The organism is Salinicola peritrichatus (genome assembly GCF_003206715.1).
GTDB classification, from domain to species: domain Bacteria; phylum Pseudomonadota; class Gammaproteobacteria; order Pseudomonadales; family Halomonadaceae; genus Salinicola; species Salinicola peritrichatus.
In genome coordinates this window covers 152,515-174,959 of record NZ_PZJU01000010.1, presented here as the reverse complement: position 1 = coordinate 174,959, position 22,445 = coordinate 152,515, and the positions used below count along the sequence as shown (strand labels likewise).

Genomic DNA, 22,445 nt, shown 5'->3' with positions numbered 1-22,445 from the left:
AAGGAGCGATCCGCATGAAAATCAGCGTATTTGGCACCGGCTACGTCGGTCTGGTGACCGGAGCCTGCCTGGCCGATGTCGGGCACGAGGTGGTCTGCGTCGATATCGACGAAGAGAAGATCGGGCGGCTACTCCAGGGCGAGATACCGATTTACGAGCCCGGCCTCGAATCGATGGTGATCCGCAACGTGGAAGCGCAGCGGTTGAACTTCACCACTGACGCGAAGCATGCCGTGACGCATGGAGTCCTGCAGTTCATCGCGGTGGGAACGCCGCCGGACGAAGACGGCAGCGCCGATCTGCAGTACGTGCTCGCGGTCGCTTCGACCATCGGTCAATACATGGACGACTACAAGGTGGTGATCGACAAGTCCACGGTGCCCGTCGGCACGGCCGATCGTGTGCACCAGTGCATTGCCGGCATACTGTCCGAACGTCTGGCCGAGATCGATTTCGACATCTGCTCGAATCCGGAATTCCTCAAGGAAGGCTCGGCGCTGGAAGACTTCACGCGTGGAGCGCGGATCGTCGTCGGCTCGGAATCCGAGCGCGTCAATGAATTGATGCGCGAATGCTATGCCCCGTACAACCGCAATCACGAAAAGATGATGTTCATGGGCATTCGCGCGGCGGAACTGACCAAGTATGCCGCCAATGCGATGCTGGCAACCAAGATCAGTTTCATGAACGAGATCGCCAACCTGGCCGAACGTCTGGGGGCCGACATCGAGGATGTGAGGCGCGGCATCGGCTCCGATCCCCGGATCGGCTATCACTTCATCTATCCCGGCTGCGGCTACGGCGGCTCGTGTTTTCCCAAGGACGTGCAGGCGCTCGCCAGAACGGCTTCCCAGGTGGAATACGATGCCGAGTTGCTGAAAGCGGTGGAGGCGGTCAACCGGCGGCAGAAATCGACGCTGTTCGAGAAGCTTTCCCATGCGTTGGCGGGAGAGCTGAACGGCAAGGTCATCGCGCTGTGGGGACTGGCCTTCAAGCCGGAAACCGACGACATGCGCGACGCACCCAGCCGAACCCTGATGGAAGCGCTATGGGCAGCGGGGGCGACCGTCCAGGCATACGATCCCGAAGCCATGCGGGAGTGCCGGCGGCTCTACGGCGAGCGCGACGACCTGGTGCTGGTGGCCGATCGGGTGCAGGCGGTCAAGCGAGCCGATGCGTTGGTGATCTGCACGGAGTGGAAGGAGTTTCGCACCCTCGATGCCCAGTGGATACGCGAGCAGTTGTCATGCCCCGTGGTGGTTGACGGGCGCAACCTCTATGACCCGGAAACGATGCTGGCCGCCGGTATCGATTACTACGGCGTCGGGCGTGGCAAGACGCTGGTTGCCGACAAGGCCGAACAGGCCGCCGCTTGATATCCGCCCGGGTCAGCGGATGACCCGGCGTGTAATCAATTCATGTCATTGGCGTTCCAAACTTCAAATCGCAAATGGCAAATATCAATGAGTAAATTCATCTTCATTCCGAGCGTGCCGGCGATTAGCCTGACCAAAGTCTTATACGGTTTGGGTTCGCTTTCTTTTGCCGAGCAGAATTACGTAATTTGACCGCTGATAAAGAAAAATTAAATCACGATGAAGGAATCGTGACGATTTGAGGTCGGTGTTTACAAGTAAATGGTTCCGACTTATGACAAATAAAAAAGCGTTGTAGCCAGAAAGAATGTCATCAGGCATTTTTGGTTGATAACGCCCATTCGAAGTCGAGAAATTTCATACCGACTCGGCCATAACTTTCATTCAAGACGGCGTGTAACGGTTTCGTGAGGCCAGACATGCAAGCCAAGAGTAGAGCATTACATGAATTTGGTGCTGCCTTTCTGGGGCCGGCGCTGCACGTTTATGCCGAATCCATCGAAGCCGATTCCAGGGGACATTTGCCTGTATGCCTGGCGAGAGAAGGGTGGTGTTTTCATCGGCTCTTGAGTCGCCTGAAACGCGAGAACCTCATCGACCTGCCGAGCGATCCCGTCTATCTGCGTGTCTCGAGAACGCTGCTGTTCAGAGCGATGCTCGGAACGCCGGAAATCATGTCGATCGCCCTGGGTAACGACTTCAACGGCAGTGTCATGGACCTGATGCGCAAGCGATTCGGGCTGCAGCTCCACGAGATATTTTCGGTCTTGCCGATCGAGCTGTTGCGCTTTCAGTGCGAGCTGCCTCAGGACCGGGACAAGGTGGGACAGTGGCTGGAGCCGCATTTTTCGGGGCTCGCCGCACTTGTCACGCCGACGCGGGAGGCGCTCACCGCCTATCTCGAGCGTTCGGGGCTCACCGACCCGGACAAGCGTCCGCTGATGTTCGACTTGGGATACTCCGGGACCATTCAAAAGGTGCTGACCCATATCCTCCAGCGCGATACGTCCGGCCTCTATTTCATCGCTACCAAACCCGGCGACACCCCGGTGGGCGATCACCGGGCGCTGCTCAAGGGCGTTTTTCATGAGGGAGTCGGCTGGCGGAATGGCTGCACCATGCTCGATCGCTCGCTGCTTTTCGAGTCGCTGCTGACCGCTCCCCACGGTCAGATGGTCGACATGCGACAGAAAAGCGATGGCGAATTCGAATTCTTTTATGGACGAGAAGCCGCTACGCAACGCTATTTTCAGGACCTCAAAATGGTATTCGATGGCGCCATCGATCATGTCATCGACTGCCGTCGTCACGGCGTGACCTATACCCGAGACGACGTTCGGGAGCTCTACGAGGTGTTCGCCACGCGGCCCAATTGTATTCCGCGTGACGTTTGGCATCTGTTCAGTGTCGATGACGACATTACCGGTAATGGACTGCTCAATCCGTTGAAGATGTTCGCAATATAACGAGGCAGGGATAATCTCATGAAGCCAGCTGGAAAAATGACATCGCTGCTGCCGTGGCTGTTTCCCAGCCCAGGGGGCGGTGCCAGCAAGAAAAAGCGTCAGGAGCACAGTGTCGAATCGGTCGAGATGCCGCCTTTCGATGGCGAAAACGCCATGGTGAACTCGATGGTGGGGCATCGCGTCCTCTGGCAGGAAACACCGACGTCGAGTGCCGTCCGGGAGGCCAGGGAAGCGTTGGCCAGTGCACGAAACGGTACCCAAGGCGCGGCTCAGTCGGGCGTCAAACAGCCGAACGCCGACTCCGGGGCAACACCGGCCGAAGCTCCCTCTATCGACGCGTCCGAGTCGGGCGACGTGCGCCCTGGTGACGCGCGCTCCGGCAACGACGATGGCACGACGGCGCTTGCCGCCAACGATGAAGTCTCGTCACTGTCGACGCCACGGGCGAGTGCCGGATCGGAAGTGGTGGAGCCGGGCAGCATGGCCGCCAACGACGAGCCGAGGGTATCGCTCGTCGAGCGGATGCAGCACCTCGAGCAGAGCCCGGCGGCTGTAGACCAGCAGGCGATGATGAACCGGGTTTACGATGAAGCCATCAAAAGCGGTCTGTTCGATCCACAGTGGTATCAGTCGACCTACCAATTGCAGTTCGACGATCACCGGGCCGCTTTTGATGACTACCTGCGCAAGTCACAGTTCGCGCCGGTCAATCCCTCGCCGCGTTTCGATAGCGAAACCTACCATCGCATGTACATGGACGTGTTCCATGCCCAGCAGAGCCCACTTCAGCACTATCTGCTCCATGGGCGCAGCGAGGGGCGTCAACATGCGCCCGCCACCGTGCGTTGGTTTCCGCGCCAGGTCATCGAACCGAGCAGCACCCTCAGCGAGGCGGCCTCCGAACTCAAGGTGGCACTGTGTCTGCATGTGTTCTACGAGGACTTTCTCGACCGGTTCGCCCAGGCGATTGCCCGCTTCCCGATCGAAGTGGATGTCTACCTGACGCTCGCCGACGCGCGCTTCGAGAGCCGGGCGCGGGGAATCTTCGAGAACCACGCGCGGGTCAATCGGGTAGAGACGCGCGTCGTGCCCAACCGCGGCCGCAACTTCGGTCCCATGCTGGTGGAGTACGGTCAGGCGCTTTGCGAGTACGACCTGCTGTGCCACCTGCACTCGAAGAAATCGCTCTACTCGGGCAAGGAACAGACCCAGTGGGCGGAATATCTCATCGAGTATCTGCTGCGTGACGTCTCCGTCATCACACGGCTGCTCAATGCGTTCGCCGACGACGACACGCTGGGCATGTACTATCCCACCACGTTCTGGATGATGCCCAGTTGGGTCAATCATCTGACCATGAACAAGGGCGCGGTACGGGAGTGGCAGCGCAAACTCGGGCTGGGGCGAATCCCCGATTTTCTCAGCTATCCCGCGGGCGGCATGTTCTGGTCGCGTCCGCAGGCGTTGAAAGGGGTTCTCGATCAGCCCTGGCAATACGAGGACTTTCCCCAGGAACCGCTGCCCAATGACGACTCGATGCTGCATGCGCTCGAACGTGTGATTGGGCCGCTGGCCGAAAACCTGGGCTTTCGGCAGCTCTTCTTCTATCCGCCGACCGGTCAGTTCACCACCGACAACGGTTACATCACGTCCAGCTATCACGGCAGTCTGGAGCATCATCTCCCCAGTATTCAGGCGCACTCGTGCATCAGCTTCGATGTCTTCGACACGCTGGTCCGCCGCCGTTACACGGTACCCGACTACGCCAAGTTGAAACTGGGCAAACAGCTGGCCGAACAGGGTGTGGTCGAGTCGGCGCAGGCCTTCGTGACGCTGAGAAACGCCGCCGAATCCGAGCTGCGTCGACGCGCGAATTTCCAGGGAGACGTACGCATCGGCGACATCTACGTCGAGTTGGCCGACCGCCTCGGCGTGAGCCGGGAGCAGGCCGCGCGGTGGATGGCGCTGGAGTTCGAGCTCGACCTGGAAATGATCTTGCCGAAGGACGAGATGGTCGAGCTGTGCAATCACCTGGCGGCACAGGGCCACATTCTGTGGATCATTTCCGATAGCTACTACACCCGCGATCAGGTCGGCTTGATGCTTCGCAAGGCCGGCGTCTCTGCCGCCTACCGTCTGATGGTGTCGAGTGAGGAGCAGGCCCGCAAGGACAACGGTTCGATGTGGGTGAAGGTCAAGCGGGATCTGGCCAACGAAGGCATCACTCGTCACCTGCATATCGGCGACAACGTGGTTGCCGACGCTCAGCGGCCGGGCGACATGGGGATAACGACGTTCCATATTCTCCACCCGGTGGACAAGTGGCGCGCCCTGGGTTTTCCGGACGTGCTGGAAGGGGGGGATTCTCTGAATGAGATGGAGATTCTCAAGTGGGGGCGGTTAATCAGCGAGGTTGGACGTAACCCGTTCATCGGCCAATAATGAAAAAAGATACGCTCTATCTTCACGTTGGGTGGTCCAAGACCGGCACCTCGGCGATCCAGGCCCAGATTCAGGCACAGCGTGAATCCTTCCTGGCCCAGGGGATTCTCTATCCGCAATCGCTGCAGTGGCCGGACCACTCGCACCATCCGTTCGCGCTCGCGTTTCGTAACGCCGGCGTCTATGCCAGCGATATGGCGCCAGCGCAGGCGATCGAAAAACTCCAGCAGGAAATCGACGCCAGTTCGGCGGAGAGCGTGTTGATCTCCTCCGAGTTGTCGCCGTTTTATTTCGACAATCCGCGTTTCCGGCAACTGGCCGCCGAATACTTCCAGCGGGTGAAGGTGATTTTCACTCTGCGCTGCCAGTCGGAGCTGCTGCTTTCGTTGTTCAATCAGTTGGTGAAGGACCCCAATGTTCGTTATCCATCGTCGCTGTTCGCGTTGGCGATGAATAACATCAACTGGCTGAATTATAACCAGAACGTGAAACGCTGGACGGACGTGGTGGGGCAGGAAAACATCGTCATCGTTCCTTATGGGCGCGATGTGGTCGATCGCTTCCTGATGCTGTTCGGCGTCGTCTATAAACAGGCGGAAGCGGGGCAGTCGACGATCGTCAACCCCTCAGTACCCACACGGTGCCTGTCGATGATCCAGGAGCAAGGACGCCACGCTGGAGACAACGATAGCTTCCTGGCGATCCGCGACCGAATCATCACGGCTTCGAAGTACGTCGCCAACGATAACGACAAGTACGAGCTGTTTTCGGTGCCCGAGCAGCAGTCCTTCGATCAGTACTTCAAACGTTCCAACCAGTCGTTGGCGACCCAGTTCGAATTCGATGTCTCGTTATTGGAGAAATCGAATTACAAGCCGGTGCTGGTGCTGCCGCCCAACTTCAATCTCGAAGCTTGTCAGGTGGCCTAAGTGTATGAACGAGTCTACCGGCGAGCGCCCACGCTACGGTTTTGCAATTGCCGCCATCGTCAAGAACGAAGGGCCCTATCTCGCGGAGTGGATCGCCTATCATCGCCTGATCGGTTTCGAGCACTTCTACATTGCTGATAACGGTAGCCAGGATGACAGCGATCGATTGCTGGCACACTGGCAGCGACTGGGCCTGGTTACCACGCAGGTCTGGACGCCGGCGGAGAAGGCCCAAACGAGCTGGTACCAGCATGTGCTGGAGCAGTTTGGCGGAGATGCCGCGTATCTTGCCTTCCTGGATGCCGACGAGTTCCTGGTGCATCCGGACAGCGATCGCCCGCTGGAATGGCTGGCGCCGCTCCTCGAAAAGCCCGACGTGGGCGCCGTGGCCGTCAACTGGCGGATATTCGGTTCGTCCGGCATGCGCCACCGCCAGCCCGGCGGCGTCCTGGAGCGTTTCCGGCGGGCGAGCGTCGCTACCCGCAACGTCAATTGTCACGTCAAGTCGATCGTCAAGCCGCGTCATGTGAAGTCGATGACGGCGCACACGGCCTATCTCGAACCCGGCTATCGTTACGTCACCGCCGACGGAAGGCCGGCCGAGTTCGTCGACGGCAAGCCGGACACCGGGCGCACGCAGGCCGTTGTTCCCACACCGCTGAAGGTCTACCACTTCAACGTCAAGTCTCGCGAGGAGTTCATCGACACCAAGATGACCCGCGGCCGCGCCAACATGGGGCCCAACCACTCCCGCGACATGAACTATTTTCGCCACCACGACCTGAACGAGGAAGCGACGACACTCCCCGCCGGGTTACTGATGCAGCTGCGTGAGGCCATCGAGAGGCTGACACCGCAGGAGCCCGTTCAACCGCCGCCGAGATTCTTCGTCCATATTCCCAAGACGGCGGGAACCAGCTTTCGTCTTGGCGCCAAGCGCTACCTGGGCCCACCCCACGTGTGGCACGACTATGGCGAGAACCAACGCGAGACCGCACCGGCGGTGGTGCGCTGGGCCTACGAACGGCGCGACTACTGGAGGCTCTGGCAACAACTCCAGCAACAGCGGGTGCAACTGCTGGCCGGACACGTGCCGCTGGCCAAATACGTTCATCTGGCGGGACTGCGCAACTGTTTCACCTTCGTTCGGGAACCGCTGCAGCGGATCGCCTCGGATTACCACCACTTCGTACGGCATCACGGTTACGAGGGGAGTTTCCGCGACTTCTACCGTCGATCGGACATGGTCAACCGGCAGAGCCGTTTTCTGGAATCGACGCGCCTGGAGGCGTTGGGATTCGTCGGTGTCACCGAGCGCTATGCCGACTCCCTGGCACTGATCAACGATCTCTACGCTTGGGAAGTGCCCGGGTTGCAGGAAAATCTGGGGCATGCCTCGGCCGAGTACGTCTATGACATCTCCGTCGATGACGGGGAGGCGCTGCGTGCGCTGAACCTGGAGGATCTGCGTCTCTACGAGGAGAGCCAGCGCCTGTTCGAGACGCGCCTGGCGCTATGGCGAGCCGGGCATCCCTTCGCTCACGGGGCGATTCAGCAGTGCCTGTCCGATCGCGTCGTCGGCTGGTCCTGGTGGGCGAATGACGACGCTCCGGTCGAGATCGACGTGTGGGTGAACGACATTCACGTCGGTGGCTGCCTCGCCAACGGGTTGCGTCCGGGGTTCCTGCGCTGGGGGGCGCCGCGGGGCGCCTACATCGGTTTCCATCTGCCGCTTGACGCCGAACCCGGGGACAAGGTCACGTGCCGTGTCACGCTGACCGGACAGACGATCGGCGAACAACGCATCCGGGCGGCCGAACGCATGGACCCATTGGTGGAAACCTGAGGTTATCGACATGCGATCGTCCCTGTTTCCGTCATCCTCGCTGGCCTTGGTCAATCTTCGCAGCCGGCTGCAGCTTGCCACGCGCCTGGTCTGCGCGCCTCGACTACGCCCACTGCATCAGCTCGAACCGCTCGCGTTCGATCCAGGCGGAACCCAGAACGGCTTCGAGTGGCGGGCAACCGGTGATGATCCGCAGTTTCTGTGGAAGCGTTCGCTACCTCTACCGGGCTGGAACATGCTGGAAGTGCTGCTGATGCACGACCAGCCGAGCGCGGCGGTCCGGCTTTACTTCGATACCGGCCACGGTTTTCGGGAGACGGAGAGCATCTACCTGGCCCTGCGACCGGGGCGGGTGACCAAGCGCCTCTGCCATGTCGCGGCGAAGGTGCGGGCGATCCGTTTCGATCCCATGGAAACGCCGGGCTGCCTGAAGGTATGCCACCTGCGGTTGATCTGGCTGTTGCCGGGCTTTGCCCACGACCGTCTGGCGCAGCGTCTCTGTAACCTGCATGTCCAATGGCTCGAGACGCCGAAGAGCGAGGTTTTGCCCACGCTGAAGCGGATCGCCAGGGAGACCGGCGAGCCCTGGCTGCCGATGGCGCTACGGCATTACGAGGAAACGTTCGTACGCCGCTGCGCGGGGCGAAGTTACGGCGAGTGGCTACGGGACCAGGTGACATTGTCGGCGGCGTCGATAGCGGCGCGCATCGAGAGCTTCGCTTTGCGTCCTTTGATCTCGATCGTGTTGCCGGTTCACGACCCGTTGCCCGACTATCTGGCGCAATGCCTGCACTCGGTACTGGAGCAACATTACGGCCATTGGCAGCTGTGCATCGCCGACGACGCTTCCCGTGATCCTCGGGTATGGGAGGTGTTGTCACGCTTCGCGGCTGGCGATACGCGGATCGAGCTCACCCGGCGCGAAGCCAACGGCCACGTCTGCGCGGCCAGCAACACTGCCTTGTTGATGGCGCGTGGCGAGTTCGTCGCGCTTCTGGATCACGACGACTGCCTCCATCCCGAAGCGCTGTTCCGTATCGTCGAGGCCCTGCAACAGCACCCCGAGGCGCAAGTGCTGTACAGCGACGAGGACAAGATCGACGAGCGCGGCGAACGCTTCGATCCGCATTTCAAGCCGGCCTGGAACCCGGATCTGCTGCTGAGCCAGAACTATCTCTCGCATCTTGGCGTCTATCGCCGCTCGCGACTGCTGGCGGTGGGAGGCTTCCGCGAGGGCTTCGAGGGCAGCCAGGACCATGATCTGGCGCTGCGCTGCGTTACCGGACTTTCACCCGCCGATATCGTTCGCGTGCCCCATGTGCTGTACCACTGGCGGGCCGCCGACGGTTCGACCGCGTCCACGGCGGCGGCCAAGACCTACACGCGGCACGCGGGCCTGCGGGCGGTGCAAGCGCATCTCGAACGCCTGGCGGTGCCGGCAACGGTCGAGGAAGGACGCTTCCCGAATACGTATCGGGTGCGCTGGCCACTGCCGGATCCCGCGCCACTGGTCAGTCTACTGGTGCCGACCCGCGATCGTCTCGAGATATTGAAGCCCTGCGTCGAGGCGCTGCTAGGAAAAACCGACTATCCCGAGTTCGAGCTGCTGATACTCGACAACGGTTCGACCTGCGAGCAGACCCTGGCTTTCCTGGATGCCGTGTCCCGCGATTCCAGGGTCCGCGTCCTGCGTTGGCCAGAGCCGTTCAATTTTTCCGCGATCAACAACTTCGGCGCCAGGGAAGCGCGCGGTGACCTGCTGGCGCTGGTGAACAACGACATCGAACCACTCAATCCGGATTGGCTGACCGAGATGGCGAGCCAGGCCTGTCGCCCGGAGATCGGTTGCGTCGGCGCCAAGCTCTATTACCCCAATGGAACGGTTCAACATGCCGGCGTGATTCTGGGCGTTGGCGGGGTGGCAGGGCACGCGCACAAATACCTATCCCGACACGAACCCGGTTATTTCTCACGGCTGCACCTGGTACAGAACTTCTCCGCGGTGACCGCCGCCTGCCTGGTGGTTCGCCGCGAACTCTTCGAGGCGGTCGGCGGGCTCGACGAGGTCAACCTGGCGGTCGCGTTCAACGATGTCGACCTGTGCCTGAAGATCGACGAGGCCGGTTACCGCAATCTCTGGACGCCTTATGCCGAACTCTGGCACCACGAATCGCTCTCGCGAGGTGCAGACGATACGCCCGAGAAGCGGGCGCGGGCGGCAAAGGAAGCGCAATACATGCGTCGACGCTGGCGTCACCGATTGCACGATGATCCGGCGTATCACCCCAACCTGACATTGACCTACGAGGACTTTTCGCTGCGTTGAGCTGATCCGCCATGGATGGCGGAACGGCCACGAACATCTGGCCGCGAATGGCGTCGGAGATATCGACCAGGCCTGGGCCCAAGCCCATTTCGATAACCTGAATTGGTCATCAACAACGAGGATGGGAACCCGATTATGAACGTTGAGTTTACCGCTATCACGATGGTTAGAGGGGAAGAGGATATCGTCTATGCCTCATTGCTTCACCACCTGCGCCTGGGATTCGATCGCCTGGTCGTCATCAGCCATATCGAGCATGATTTTTTGAGCCAATGCGTTGCGCGATTGCGCCATAATTTTCCCGACAAGGAGATCGGTTTCATCGAAATCGAGGACGAGCAGGGATTCTCCAAGCGCAAGGCGAATTACATCCAGGGAGCGCTCGATATCTATCTCAAAAAGGATTGCTACAACGTCGTGTATGGTTTCGATGCCGACGAATTTCTGACTTTCAATCATGGCCAGGGCGTCAAGGAATTTTACGACGATTATGCCAAGCGCTTCCCGGGTGAAGAGAATATCAAGCGCTTTTATTTCCGCCTGCCATGGATCAACTTGATCTGCAAGGAGCGCATCCCATATCAGCCGGATTTCGATGGCAAACTGCTCGGGGCGGAATACTGGTCGCTGGGGGAGCAGGCATCCGATACCAAGGCACTATTCGTCAATCGGCACTCGCATCGGCTGCACATGGGTTATCACTGGTTGGTGGCGAAGCGCGATCAGAGCGTACTCGAGCCGGAGCCGGAAGTCATGGCTTTCGCGCGTGAATGGGAAGCTTGCGTCTACCATCTGCCGTTACGCAGTGCGGAGCAGTTTTTCGCCAGAGTCGATAACTACGTCGCAAGTGCAGACAAACAGGAAAAATACAATCGTCTGAGCCAGTTGTTTCTCGATAATCGTCACGTCAATCGTCAACGTTTCTTCGAAATGTGTATTGCACCCGAGCCTAGCTTCGGGGATTACGACGAACTCAAACGTCATATGGGCCCAGACGTCGACGAAATGGTGCTGGGGGCATTCACCAAGCTGATGCTCAAACCACGAATGGACATTGGCCGGGCGCTGACGCAGTCATCGACCTGAGGTCCTGGTGCGTCATCGTTCGGCAGGAGACGCGGTTTGTTTGCGAGCACGGGCTCGAGCGCTCATCGGCACGCGACATGCCGAAATCCGGACTGACGACCCATTAGCGCCGATAAAAAAGGGGATTGGACCATGACCTATCCACGCTGGGTGGTATTGAGTGATGGCTGTTGTCCGACGGAAGACATCTATTTCCTGAGTTCGGTCGCTCCCTGGCTGCAATCGAGAGGCATCGAGGTCAAGCGGATCGATACCAGCTACTGGCGCCTGCCGATCATGTGCATGCCATGGTTGGTGGGCGAGCTTCGCAATGCGCATATCCTGATCTGTCGTTCGCTCAATGGCTATTGGCTCTCCTGGCTGGAGTCCAACCGCCGGCAGATGGCATCGATCCGCTATCTGATCGACGACGACATCCCGGCCGCGGCCCTGGATCCGCGCTTGCCCGAGAGCTACCGTCGTCGCATGCGGCACATTGCCGTGAATCTACAGCCGCGTCTGCTGTCGCTGGCGGATGAGGTGATCGCCTGCAGCGATGGACTGGCCAAGCAATACAGCCGTCTGCACGAATCGGTTTCCGTATTGACCCCTTCGTTGATCGTTACGCCCACGGCGCCAAGCTTGGATGCCTGTCCGTCGAAGATCGGGTTCTATGGTTCCCGGGCCCATCTGGCCGACCTGGAGGTGATCACGCCGGCGCTGGTCGACCTTCACGGCAGCCATGACGCGTTGACGTTCGAGATCATGCTGGGGGATTACTCGCCACGCCAACTCCAGTCGCTCAATCGCGTCAACACGCCGAAGCCACTCAGCTGGAGGGCCTTCCAGCGTTATCGCAGCCGGCAGAACGTGCACATCGGACTGACGCCGATGATCGATACGCCATTCAATGCGGGCAAATCGCACATCAAGTTCCTCGACAACGCGATCATGGGCAGTGTCGGCATCTATAGCCTCTGCTCGCCTTATCGCCATATCATCGAGGACGGCGTGGACGGGCTATTGGTGGATAATCAGCCCGGGGCATGGAAAACCGCCATTCAACGCTTGCTGGAGCAGCCGGAGGAAGCGCGCATGATGGCTCGCAACGCAGCGCGCAAAGCGCTGGAACTCGGGAATCCCGAGCGCGCCCGCGCTTTCTGGTGGGTTCGCCGCTGAGCGAACTGTCTCTCCGTCGCTATCGATACCGGCCTGGTGTGTTCATGGCGGGTGCCGGCGTTTCTAGGAAACCTCTGATTAACTATTCCGCTGGACAATACGGCGTTAAAAATCAACTCAACATGCTCATTTATACCCCCGTAAACTCCGCTGTTTGACTCGCGACATCCCTGTCGCTCGCTCTTCGAGCAGCAGAGCTGCCCAAATCGTCAATCCTGACGATTGTCGTTGATTTTGGCCTTGTCTTGCCTGCGCTCATGACGTTAATCAGCGGCTCCCTGGGGCTAAAAGATCGCTCTACATGGGGCGGTCAGGATGCGACAGGGGCGCGCGACTCGCGCAGCAGGCGCTCGATGGGCGAGTCGTCGCCCGTCAGCCTTTCCACGGCATTGATGACGGCGAGGTCGCGTCCGCCGCGGAGATAGAAGTCGCCATTGATCTGCGTGGTGTAAATCAGCACCCGACGATAGTCATGATAGAGACGTATGTCGGGCAGGGCGGGATAGCGCCAGAACTCGTCCATTCCCTTGCTCGAGGCGAGCCCCGGCAGGCAATAGGTCGCCTGCCCCAAGGCAAAGGTCGGGCACTCCTGCTCCAGCGACCAATGGGCGTCGTTGCCGTCGATGGTCACCCAGCCACTGGCGTGGGAAACCCATGGCTCCGGCGTCGTGGCGGAGCGATAACCCAAGCGGCCCTCCAGATCGAACAGTCGCGATAGTCGGCGCTGCCAGCGCCGGCCCCCCCGGTTGCCTTGACGGGAGGTGGTGTCGAGAATCAGCAGTCGGCAATGCGGGGCGGCAAAGCGGCTGAACGAGGCGACCACGCTTTCCAGCAGGCGGTGCGTCTCGGCCGTTGCATCCGGTTTGTCGAGGTCTTGGCGAAGATGGTTGCCGGGCGACAGCACGAAAAAGGGGCGGCCGTCCTGTAGCCAGACGGTGTCCTTGTGTGCGAGGTGCCGTTCGACATCCTTGTGCGGGCGTGGCGTGTCCGAAGAAGGAATCGGGCCGATGCTGGGGGACGTCCGGCTGCGGCGGGCCGACATCATGGGCGCGGTCAGCGATACCAAACGGTCGAGAGTGGCGAAGGTCCGGCGGCCGACACCCCGGCCGGGGAACGGGCGCGGAGGCAGCATGTGGGGGATACGCGGCGACATTTCCCGGAACCAGTCGGGATCTCGGGGAAGCAACGAGCGCTGGTGGGCGCCCTCGCGCTCGAGGGTAATCCAGAACGGGGCCAGATAGCCGTCTTCGAAGACATGGTTGCGAATCCCGTAACGGCGGGCGAGCAGTACGGCTTCCCGATGCCAGGGGCGAGAATCCTGGAACAGCACCTGGTCGGTAATACCGTGCTGTCGCCACAGCGACATCAGGACATGAGGCAGCAACGCCAGGGGATGTCGGAAAACCCCCTCGGAACCGAGGTGCCAGAAGAGACGTTCGCCGGGATGCAGATGCAGTTTGACCACCCGATGGCCGTCATCGACGAGGCGTTGTCCCAACTGCTGGAAGAAGGGCGACGGTGGCCCTTGAAGGAAAAGATAGGTTCTCTGTCGAGGACACATCATGACATCCCGGCGCAGGCAGCGAAGAGAAGCCGGATCGGAGCTGGAGGCGTGCCCGCCGATATCCGCGGGTCTTCAACCGCCTCACTGCCGGCATTCGTGATGACACTGTATCGCTACGTAACGGCGATGCCATGAACCGTTTTTGTGAATCTACAGCTGGCTTATTTCATCGTTTTCGGGCCCTGGGACATGAGTCGTCTCAAACTGGGGCAGCGAGACCAGCAGCGCGTGTATCTCGGGCGCCGCGAAGAATGCCTGGAGTTGGCTGGCCCCGGTCTCTCCGATGCCGGCATAGCGCTCCCAGTCGGCCCGGGAGCGTTGTTCCAGCCGGTGCAGGGGCGCGTTCAGTGCCCGCTGACGAACCGCCTCGGGTATCGGCGGCAGCCCCAGCGCGGTCAGCCAACGGATTGGTGGCTCGGATTCGGCCTGCCGGAAGGCTTCGATCCACTGCCGGGCCCGTGCCGGGCCGACGCCCGGAAGGCGTTCCAGACGCTCGCTGTCCAGTTGCCGCCAGTCAAGCAGGCCGCGTACCAGGCCGGCATCGACCAGCCGTGCCCAGCTCGCCGCGCCGATGCCGCGAATATCGAGCCCATCGGGGCCGCCGAGCCAGGTCAGGCGCGCCAGGAACTGCTCCCGGCAACCCGCCGTCAGCGTCAGGCAAGAGAGGATGCCGTAGCGGTCGGGCGACGGGAACGTCACCCGTGGGCGTGGCTCGCTGCGAATGACGACGCTCTCGATCTGCGGGATCGTGGCGCCGGCGAGGCTCAGCAGGATTTGATCGCCGGGGCGAACGTCGAGCGTTCGCCAGCGATCGATCGAGCCCAGGCTGACCGAGTCGACCTGGCGATCGTCGAGCTGGACCGGCTGCAGCCTGGCCACGGGGGTGAGCCGGCCGGTGCGTCCGACGGAGACATCGATCGCCTCGACCACGGCCAATGTCTGGGCCGCCGGGTATTTCCATGCCACCGTCCAGTCGGGAGGCTCCGCCCGCCAGTGCTTGCCGTCGGGGCGATCGACGCGCTTGATCACCACGCCGTCGGAAGCGAACGGCAGGGACGCGTGATACCAGTGGTCGCGCCACTGCGCCACGTCCTCGGTCGTCTCGACACGTCGGGTGTAGCGGGTGGTATCGGGAAAACCAAGTGCTTCGAGCCCGGCCAGGCGTGGCGAGCCGGCATCGGGGCCATCCGGCCAACCCCAGGCGAAGAAGCCGACGGCACCACGTTCGCTCTCTGAGAGCCGATGCTTCGACATGAGCCCGGCCACGGTAGCGCGTGCGCCGGCGCCGCCATCCCGCGCCTGGACATGATCTTCCAGGCGTAGATAGAGCTCGCCTTGCAGCGTGACCGGCGCTTCGCTCGGTAGGCGCTGGGGCACCTGCGTCAGCTGCCCGACCTTCGCGGTCCAGTCCTGGCCGTACTCGCCGTCGCCGCGGCTGATCGCGGCGGCCAGCGCACCGTCGCGATAGACCAGCGTCACGGCGACACCGTCGACTTTTGGCTGTATCCATAGCGGGTGGGCGCCTTGCCGATGCATCCAGGCATCGATCGCGGCACGGTCGGGAAGTTTATCCAGCCCCGTCTGTGCGAATGGATGGGCGAGGGTGCCGGCATCCAGGGCCGTCGATGTGGGCGGCGTGGGCGATGCGGGCTGGGCGGCGAGCGGTTCGAGATCGAGGGGCTTGAGACAGTCTTGCCAGCGTAACCAGCGTCGCTTGGCTTCGTCGTAGACGCCGTCCGGGACCAGGCGCTGGCCGCGCTGATAGTAGGCGCCGTCCCAGGCCTCGATGCGCTGGGTCAGTGCCTCGTAGGCATCATGCCGGGCATCGAGAGAGCCCGGCGGGCAGGTGGCGTCGGCGAATGCGGCAAAGGGTACGCCAACGCCAACCAGGAAGCCGAACGGAATCAGGTATCGTCGCATGGTCGTTCTCTTGGCTGCTGCTAAGCATTACAACGACCGAGGCGGGGATTTCTGGAGGGAAGAGAGCTTTTAACCGTTTGCCAAGGCGACGAATTCTAGCAAAATCAGCTTACTACTGACCGAGTCCTTGCCACCCTTTCGCTCGTGAATGCGAGGGGCAAGCCCCTCGCGCTCCCCTTTTTTGACGCCACAGACGGCGAAACCCTGAACGCCAATCGCCCGTGCTCGGGTCGGCGCGAAAGGGCATCCCTGCCCAACGCGCCTCTGGCGTCCTGCTGCGCTAAAACATCCTGTCCCGCTTGCAGGGCCGGGGTTGGCCATCCATGGCCAACCCGTTCGGCGATTCGGGCATCACTCAGATGCCCGAATCGCCTCACCCATGACGCCAGACCCGGCACGGGCGATCGCCATTCAGCGCCGTCTGAAAGGCGTCATTGGGGTGTAATTCGAACGTGCTGATTGAGTCAACAAACCTCGACCCTATGCGCCAGGCATGGGGCCGAGGTTTTCAGGGAAGGTTAGTGCGCCTGCTTCAACTGTACGTAGTCGAGCAGTATCTGCGCCGTTTCCTGCAGCTCGGCACGATCGATGGGTTCGGCATCGTCCGAATCGGCGGCCTGTTCGCTCTCGCCGTTGGCGGCATCATCGCTTTCCTGTCCGCGCGCGTCGACCCAGTTATCCAGCGGTTCCAGGCCGAGAGAGCGGCGACGTTGATTCTCGAGCGCGAGTTGCTCGGACTCCTGAGCATCCATTTCACGCTGACGCTGCTCCTTGTTGAGGCTGATGCTGGTCTGCTGTTCGCGTAGACGTTTGCTCAGTTGCGCCTGCTTCTCCAGATAGACGAAGTCGGGGTCGTTGGCGATACGCTGCTCGTGACGATCCTGGAGCGCTTCGAGATAGCGCCAGGGTTCGCCGTAGAGGCGGTACTGCACCGGCCGTACCCGGTCCCAGGGCAGCGCGTTGTCCAGCGCGCTCTCCCCGATCTGATCCGGGTCGATCAGGCTGGGGTAGAGAATATCCGGCTCGACGCCCCGATGCTGCGTGCTTTCGCCGGAGATACGGTAGAACTTGGCGCGGGTCAGCTTGATCTGACCATGGCTGAGGTCGCTCAATGTCTGTACCGTGCCCTTGCCGAAGGTGCGACTGCCGAGCACCAGGCCGCGACCGTAATCCTGGATCGCGCCGGCGAAGATCTCGGAGGCCGAGGCCGACAAGCGGTTGACCAGCACGGCGAGCGGCCCGTCATAGGCGACGCCGGCATCGGTATCGCCGTAAAGATTGATGCGGCCACGGGCGTCACGGACCTGGACCGTGGGGCCGCGGTCGATGAACAGCCCGATCATCGAATTGGCTTCCTGCAATGCGCCGCCGCCGTTGTTGCGCAGGTCGAGCACGATGCCCTCGACGTTCTGCGCCTTTAGCTTCTCGATCTCCTTGGCAACATCGCGAGTCGTGCTGCGATAATCGGATTCGCCGGCCTGCCAGGCATCGAAATCGACGTAGAACGCCGGCACCGTGATGATCCCGATCTTGTGGGGCTGGCCGTCGCGCTGGACCTCTTCCACTTGGCTATGCGCGGCCTGATCCTCGAGCTTGACGGTATCCCGGGTGATTCGGATTTCCTGGGTCCGGGTGACGTCGACGGCCTTGGCCGGAATGATTTCGAGCCGCACCGTGGAACCCTTGGGGCCGCGAATCAGATCGACCACTTCGTCGAGGCGCATGCCGACCACGTTGACCATTTCGCCATCTTTGTCCTGGCCGACGGCCACGATGCGATCCGCCGGCTGCAATACGCCACTCTTGTCGGCGGGGCCACCGGGAACGAGGCTGGAGACCTTGACGTATTCGCCATCGTTCTGCAGCAGCGCACCGATCCCTTCCAACGACAACCGCATCTGGATATCGAAGGATTCCCCCTGTTGCGGAGAGAGATATTCGGTGTGCGGATCGACGGTGCCCGTCACCGCCGCCATGAACAGCACCAGTACGTCCTCGGCGTTGGTCTGGCGGACGCGGTTGAGCTGGTTGGCGTAGCGGTCGTGGAGCGTCTTCTGAATCTCTTCGGCAGACTGATCGCTGAGCGACAGCGTCAGCGCGGCATTTTTCAACCGCTTGTTCCACAGATCGTCAAGCGCTTCCTCGCTGCCCGCCCACGGAGAGTCCTTCCGATCCAATGCCAACCGTTCATTGGTGGTGTAGTCGTAATCCAGTCCCTGGTCGACTTTGTCCACCAACCACTGCAAACGCGCTTCGACGCGATCCTGATAGTGTGAATAGAATGCATAGACACGATCCAGGTCGCCGTTTTTGACAGCGTCGTCGAGAGACGTTTCCAGATCGCTGAAGTTGTCGATATCGCGTCGCAGAAGATAGGCGCGTTGTTCGTCGAGAACATCCAGCAGCCGCTTGAATGCACGCTGCGACCATTCGTCGTTGATTTCGACGTCGGCGTAGTGACCGTATTGCAGCGATTCGGCGACTTCGATCGCCGCCTGGCGCTGATCGTCCGTAGGTGTGGGACCGGCCAGCGCCACGACGCTCCATGCCAGCAATAGCAAACACATGGCCGCGTGCCGAGCGGCGACAGTCAGGGTCATCAATGAAGCACTCCCGGTTTCCTGTACACTCTATTCCCTTAGGGGCTGCCATTTGCCGCGCAACCCGGCGCGGCCGAGCATGAAACGACAACAGACCCTGTAGACCACCGGATCCATGAATCTTTTTCAGGTCCGAAACCAATTGTAGCAGTCAGTCCGTCTGACTACAGACCGACATCTGAGGTAAACCATGTCCGACCTTGCAGCCGACACGGCCATCATCGATCGGTTGATCGATTTTCTCCAGTGCTCGCCTTCTCCCTGGCATGCCACGGCCAACCTCGCCGCTCGCCTGGAAGCGGCCGGGTATCGGTCGCTCAAGGAGACGGACGGCTGGCAACTGGCACCGGGCGATAAATGCTACGTCACGCGCAACGACAGCTCGCTGATCGCGCTGCAGCTGCCCGAGTCGCCACTCGATGCGCTGCGCATGGTCGGCGCGCATACCGATAGCCCGGCGCTGCGGCTGAAACCGCAGCCGGCGATCGTCAACAAGGGTTGGTTGCAACTCGGCGTCCAGGTCTATGGCGGTGCCTTGCTGGCACCCTGGTTCGATCGCGATCTCGGTCTGGCCGGCCGGGTGCATGTTCGTCGAGCCGACGGGCGACTGCAAGGGTTATTGCTGAATGTCGCCGAGCCCATCGCGATCATTCCCAGTCTCGCCATTCATCTCGACCGCGAAGCCAACAGCGGACGCGCGCTCAATCCCCAGACCCAGATGGCGCCGCTGTGCCTGCAGGGTGGCGAGGCTCCTGATTTCGATCACCTCCTAAAGCAGTGGATCGAGCGCGAGCACGCCATCGAAGTAGCGGACATCGTCGACTTCGAGCTCGGCTTCTACGACGTCCAGCCGCCGTCCCGCGTCGGCGTGAACGGTGAAATGCTCGCCAGCGCGCGACTCGACAACCTGCTCTCCTGTTTCATTGGTGTCGAGGCCCTGCTCGCCTCCGACGGGAGCCGGGGCGCGGTGTTCGTCGCCAACGACCACGAAGAGGTCGGCAGCGCCAGCGCCTGTGGCGCCCAGGGGCCGTTCCTGGCCGACGTACTCAAGCGGGTCAATGCGGCCCTAAGCGCGAATCGTGACGAGGGCGGCGACGAGGGCTTCGTACGGCTGATCCAGCGCTCGATGATGATCTCCTGCGACAATGCCCATGCCGTCCACCCCAACTTCGCCGACAAGCACGACCCGCACCACGGGCCCGCGCTCAACGCCGGCCCGGTGATCAAGGTCAACGCCAGCCAGCGTTACGCCACCAACAGCGCCACGGCGGCACTGTTCCACGATCTCTGCCGTGAAGCCGACGTGCCGGTGCAGCAGTTCGTCACCCGTGCCGACATGGGTTGCGGCAGCACCATCGGGCCGATCACGGCGACCGAGCTGGGCGTGCCGACCATCGATGTCGGCGTGCCGCAATGGGGCATGCACTCGATCCGCGAAACCGCCGGTACCCGCGATCCCGAATACCTGATTCGGGCGCTCAAGGCGTTCTTCGATCGGGCATCGCTCGAAATTGCCTGAGCCTGTTGTGGCCCAAGGGGAGGGACGTTGTCGAAATGAGCCTCGATGAAATTGATGTTATTGCTATCGCTTATAGAGAATTTTTCTGAAGCTTGGTTCTGTTTTGGCGTTAAATCCTGAATTTCTTCTTTGTGATGGCCGGGTTTAATGACCTGCTTGGCAAGCTCCGCAATTTGTTTCAACATGCCTCGAAACGGTGGCCCCCGCTTCAATACCGATCCAGAGAAACGACAAGATGCTCAAGACTCCCTATTTACTCTTTCTTGGCGACGTGCCCGATCCGTTGTCCGCCAAGGTTGCTCAAGGCATTCGTGACTGGCGTCCGGAGTATGCCCTCGGTCAGTTGCGCTTACCGGGCTGTCAGGCCGATATGAAGCTGCCCGACCTGAGCATCGAGGAAGCCGTGGCACAAGGTGCCAGGACGCTGGTGATCGGCGCGGCCAACCGCGGGGGCGTGATCTCGCGTAGCTGGATCGCGGTGCTCAAGCAGGCGTTGGCGGCTGGCATGGATATCGCTTCGGGCCTGCACAACCTGCTACGTGACGAGCCCGAACTGGTCGAGGCGGCAAAACAACATGGCGGCAGTCTGTTCGATGTGCGCGTGCCGCAGGTGCAGTATCCCATCGGCGATGGCAAGCCGCGTCGCGGCAAGCGCTGTCTGGCGGTCGGTACCGACTGCTCGATCGGCAAGATGTATACCGCGCTGGCGCTGGACGTGGCGATGCGTGAAAGCGGCGCCAAGTCGACCTTTCGCGCCACCGGCCAGACCGGCATCCTGATCACCGGCGAAGGGGTGCCGCTCGATGCCGTCGTTGCCGATTTCATGGCGGGAGCGGTCGAGTGGCTGACGCCGGACAACGATGACGATCACTGGGACATCATCGAAGGGCAGGGCAGCCTGTTCCACCCTTCCTATTCCGGCGTCACCATGGCGTTGATTCATGGCGGTCAGCCCGATGCGCTGATTCTGTGCCATGAGCCGACGCGAACCCATATGCGCGGCCTGCCGCACTATCAGTTGCCGACGCTCGAGCAACTGCGCGATATCGCTTTACCGCTGGCGCGCGTGGTCAATCCCGCCTGCCAGGTCGTTGGCGTGTCGGTCAATACCTCCGGCATGCCCGCCGAGGAGGCCGAGCGCTATCTCGAGCAGCTCGAAGCGCGACTGGCGTTGCCTTGTGTCGATCCCTATCGCCAAGGGGCGCAGCGTCTCGCGGAGGCGGTACTGGCATGCTGAAGTTGACGGTCGAGGAGCAGATTTTTCCGCTCGCCGAGGTTTTCACCATTTCCCGTGGCTCGCGCAGTGATGCACGGGTCGTGGTCGTTATGCTGAGCGACGGGCTGCATACCGGGCGTGGCGAATGCGTGCCCTATGCTCACTACGGGGAATCGATCTCCAGCGTGATGGCCCAGGTTCGTTCACTGGAAGACGAACTGGCTCGCGGGCTCGACCGGATCGAGCTGCAGAACCGCTTGCCGGCCGGCGCGGCACGCAATGCCGTCGATTGCGCCTTCTGGGACCTGGAAGCCAAGCGCGCCCGCAAGCCAGTGTGGGCGCTGGCGGGGCTGGACGAACCGCGCGCGATGGTGACGGCGTTCACGCTGTCGCTGGACAAGCCTGAAGTGATGCGCGAGAAAGCGCGCCGCCATGCCGACAAGCCGCTGCTCAAGCTCAAGCTGGGTGGCGAGGGCGACATCGAGCGGCTGCGCGCGGTTCGCGAAGGCGCGCCCGATGCCAGGATCATCGTCGATGCCAACGAGGGCTGGAACCTGGCGGCCTATCAGCAGTTGGCGCCGGTGCTGGTGGAGTTGGGCATTGCCATGGTCGAGCAGCCGTTGCCGGCCGGTGCCGACGCCGATCTCGCCGGCATCGAACGTCCGCTGCCGGTGTGTGCCGACGAAGCGTGCCACGACCGCAGCTCCTTGCCGGGGCTGGCGGGGCGCTACGACATGATCAATATCAAGCTCGACAAGAGCGGCGGCTTGACCGAGGCTCTGGCGCTCAAGCGCGAGGCCCAGGCCCGGGGATTCGGGATCATGGTCGGCTGCATGGTCGGTTCGTCGTTGTCGATGGCGCCGGCGCTGCTGGTGGCGCAGGATGCGGCAATCGTCGATCTCGACGGGCCACTGCTGCTGGCACGAGATCGCGAACATGGCATGCGCTTCGATAGCGATGGGATTCATCCGGCAGAACCGGCATTGTGGGGCTAATG

14 protein-coding genes are annotated in these 22,445 nt (G+C 61.5%); 11 read left to right on the top strand and 3 right to left on the bottom strand.

Annotated elements, in window-relative coordinates; all coding sequences use genetic code 11:
• Positions 1-14 precede the first annotated feature (14 nt).
• The 8 genes from DOM57_RS06325 to DOM57_RS06290 all read left to right on the top strand — a co-directional run bounded on the left by DOM57_RS06325 (position 15) and on the right by DOM57_RS06290 (position 12,629).
• On the top strand, positions 15-1,376 hold the full coding sequence (locus DOM57_RS06325) for a UDP-glucose dehydrogenase family protein (protein ID WP_110648373.1): 1,362 nt from the start codon (positions 15-17) through the stop codon (positions 1,374-1,376).
• Between the two features lie 566 nt (positions 1,377-1,942).
• Complete coding sequence (locus DOM57_RS06320) at positions 1,943-2,842, top strand: hypothetical protein (protein ID WP_204352884.1); 900 nt, start codon at positions 1,943-1,945, stop codon at positions 2,840-2,842.
• An 18-nt stretch (positions 2,843-2,860) separates the two neighbouring features.
• Positions 2,861-5,284: a rhamnan synthesis F family protein gene (locus tag DOM57_RS06315; protein WP_204352883.1), complete on the top strand. Its 2,424-nt coding sequence runs from the start codon at positions 2,861-2,863 to the stop codon at positions 5,282-5,284.
• The gene (locus DOM57_RS06310; RefSeq protein WP_110648371.1) at positions 5,284-6,213 is read left to right on the top strand and encodes a hypothetical protein; all 930 of its coding nucleotides are present in this window, start codon (positions 5,284-5,286) and stop codon (positions 6,211-6,213) included. Before DOM57_RS06315 ends, DOM57_RS06310 begins: the two co-directional genes overlap by 1 nt.
• A 4-nt stretch (positions 6,214-6,217) precedes the next feature.
• The gene (locus tag DOM57_RS06305) at positions 6,218-8,059 is read left to right on the top strand and encodes a glycosyltransferase family 2 protein (protein ID WP_162619463.1); all 1,842 of its coding nucleotides are present in this window, start codon (positions 6,218-6,220) and stop codon (positions 8,057-8,059) included.
• 10 nt (positions 8,060-8,069) lie between these two features.
• Complete coding sequence (locus DOM57_RS06300) at positions 8,070-10,385, top strand: glycosyltransferase family 2 protein (protein WP_110648369.1); 2,316 nt, start codon at positions 8,070-8,072, stop codon at positions 10,383-10,385.
• A 102-nt stretch (positions 10,386-10,487) separates the two neighbouring features.
• Positions 10,488-11,471, top strand: a complete 984-nt coding sequence (locus tag DOM57_RS06295; protein ID WP_162619462.1) for a glycosyltransferase family 2 protein — start codon at positions 10,488-10,490, stop codon at positions 11,469-11,471.
• 132 nt (positions 11,472-11,603) lie between these two features.
• Positions 11,604-12,629, top strand: a complete 1,026-nt coding sequence (locus tag DOM57_RS06290) for a glycosyltransferase family protein (RefSeq protein WP_110648367.1) — start codon at positions 11,604-11,606, stop codon at positions 12,627-12,629.
• Positions 12,630-12,939: 310 nt separating this feature from the next.
• Here DOM57_RS06290 and DOM57_RS06285 read toward each other — a convergent pair whose 3' ends face one another.
• The 3 genes from DOM57_RS06285 to DOM57_RS06275 all read right to left on the bottom strand — a co-directional run bounded on the left by DOM57_RS06285 (position 12,940) and on the right by DOM57_RS06275 (position 18,713).
• Positions 12,940-14,193 carry a capsular polysaccharide export protein, LipB/KpsS family gene (locus tag DOM57_RS06285; protein ID WP_110648366.1) on the bottom strand — a complete coding sequence of 418 codons (1,254 nt, stop codon included), beginning with the start codon at positions 14,191-14,193 and terminating at the stop codon, positions 12,940-12,942.
• Between the two features lie 150 nt (positions 14,194-14,343).
• Positions 14,344-16,113 carry an NAD-dependent DNA ligase LigB gene (gene ligB / locus DOM57_RS06280; protein ID WP_110648365.1) on the bottom strand — a complete coding sequence of 590 codons (1,770 nt, stop codon included), beginning with the start codon at positions 16,111-16,113 and terminating at the stop codon, positions 14,344-14,346.
• A gap of 518 nt (positions 16,114-16,631) precedes the next feature.
• The gene (locus DOM57_RS06275) at positions 16,632-18,713 is read right to left on the bottom strand and encodes a carboxy terminal-processing peptidase (protein WP_110648364.1); all 2,082 of its coding nucleotides are present in this window, start codon (positions 18,711-18,713) and stop codon (positions 16,632-16,634) included.
• A gap of 190 nt (positions 18,714-18,903) precedes the next feature.
• Between DOM57_RS06275 and DOM57_RS06270 the strand changes: the two genes are divergently transcribed.
• From DOM57_RS06270 to dgcA, 3 genes are all read left to right on the top strand, one after another.
• Entirely contained in the window at positions 18,904-20,232 is a 1,329-nt protein-coding gene (locus DOM57_RS06270) for a M18 family aminopeptidase (protein WP_110648363.1), read from the top strand.
• Between the two features lie 235 nt (positions 20,233-20,467).
• Complete coding sequence (gene dgcN / locus DOM57_RS06265) at positions 20,468-21,469, top strand: N-acetyltransferase DgcN (protein WP_110648362.1); 1,002 nt, start codon at positions 20,468-20,470, stop codon at positions 21,467-21,469.
• Complete coding sequence (dgcA, locus tag DOM57_RS06260) at positions 21,463-22,443, top strand: N-acetyl-D-Glu racemase DgcA (protein WP_204352882.1); 981 nt, start codon at positions 21,463-21,465, stop codon at positions 22,441-22,443. The genes dgcN and dgcA overlap by 7 nt, the downstream gene beginning before the upstream one ends.
• The last annotated feature ends 2 nt before the right edge of the window (positions 22,444-22,445 follow it).

Excerpts from the sequence above, each read along its gene's own strand:
- ligB (WP_110648365.1), bottom strand. The coding sequence starts at position 16,113 with ATGCGACGATACCTGATTCCGTTCGGCTTCCTGGTTGGCGTTGGCGTA.
- dgcN (WP_110648362.1), top strand. The coding sequence starts at position 20,468 with ATGCTCAAGACTCCCTATTTACTCTTTCTTGGCGACGTGCCCGATCCG.
- DOM57_RS06325 (WP_110648373.1), top strand. The coding sequence starts at position 15 with ATGAAAATCAGCGTATTTGGCACCGGCTACGTCGGTCTGGTGACCGGA.
- DOM57_RS06275 (WP_110648364.1), bottom strand. The coding sequence starts at position 18,713 with ATGACCCTGACTGTCGCCGCTCGGCACGCGGCCATGTGTTTGCTATTG.
- dgcA (WP_204352882.1), top strand. The coding sequence starts at position 21,463 with ATGCTGAAGTTGACGGTCGAGGAGCAGATTTTTCCGCTCGCCGAGGTT.
- DOM57_RS06270 (WP_110648363.1), top strand. The coding sequence starts at position 18,904 with ATGTCCGACCTTGCAGCCGACACGGCCATCATCGATCGGTTGATCGAT.
- DOM57_RS06290 (WP_110648367.1), top strand. The coding sequence starts at position 11,604 with ATGACCTATCCACGCTGGGTGGTATTGAGTGATGGCTGTTGTCCGACG.
- DOM57_RS06315 (WP_204352883.1), top strand. The coding sequence starts at position 2,861 with ATGAAGCCAGCTGGAAAAATGACATCGCTGCTGCCGTGGCTGTTTCCC.
- DOM57_RS06285 (WP_110648366.1), bottom strand. The coding sequence starts at position 14,193 with ATGATGTGTCCTCGACAGAGAACCTATCTTTTCCTTCAAGGGCCACCG.
- DOM57_RS06300 (WP_110648369.1), top strand. The coding sequence starts at position 8,070 with ATGCGATCGTCCCTGTTTCCGTCATCCTCGCTGGCCTTGGTCAATCTT.
- DOM57_RS06310 (WP_110648371.1), top strand. The coding sequence starts at position 5,284 with ATGAAAAAAGATACGCTCTATCTTCACGTTGGGTGGTCCAAGACCGGC.
- DOM57_RS06305 (WP_162619463.1), top strand. The coding sequence starts at position 6,218 with ATGAACGAGTCTACCGGCGAGCGCCCACGCTACGGTTTTGCAATTGCC.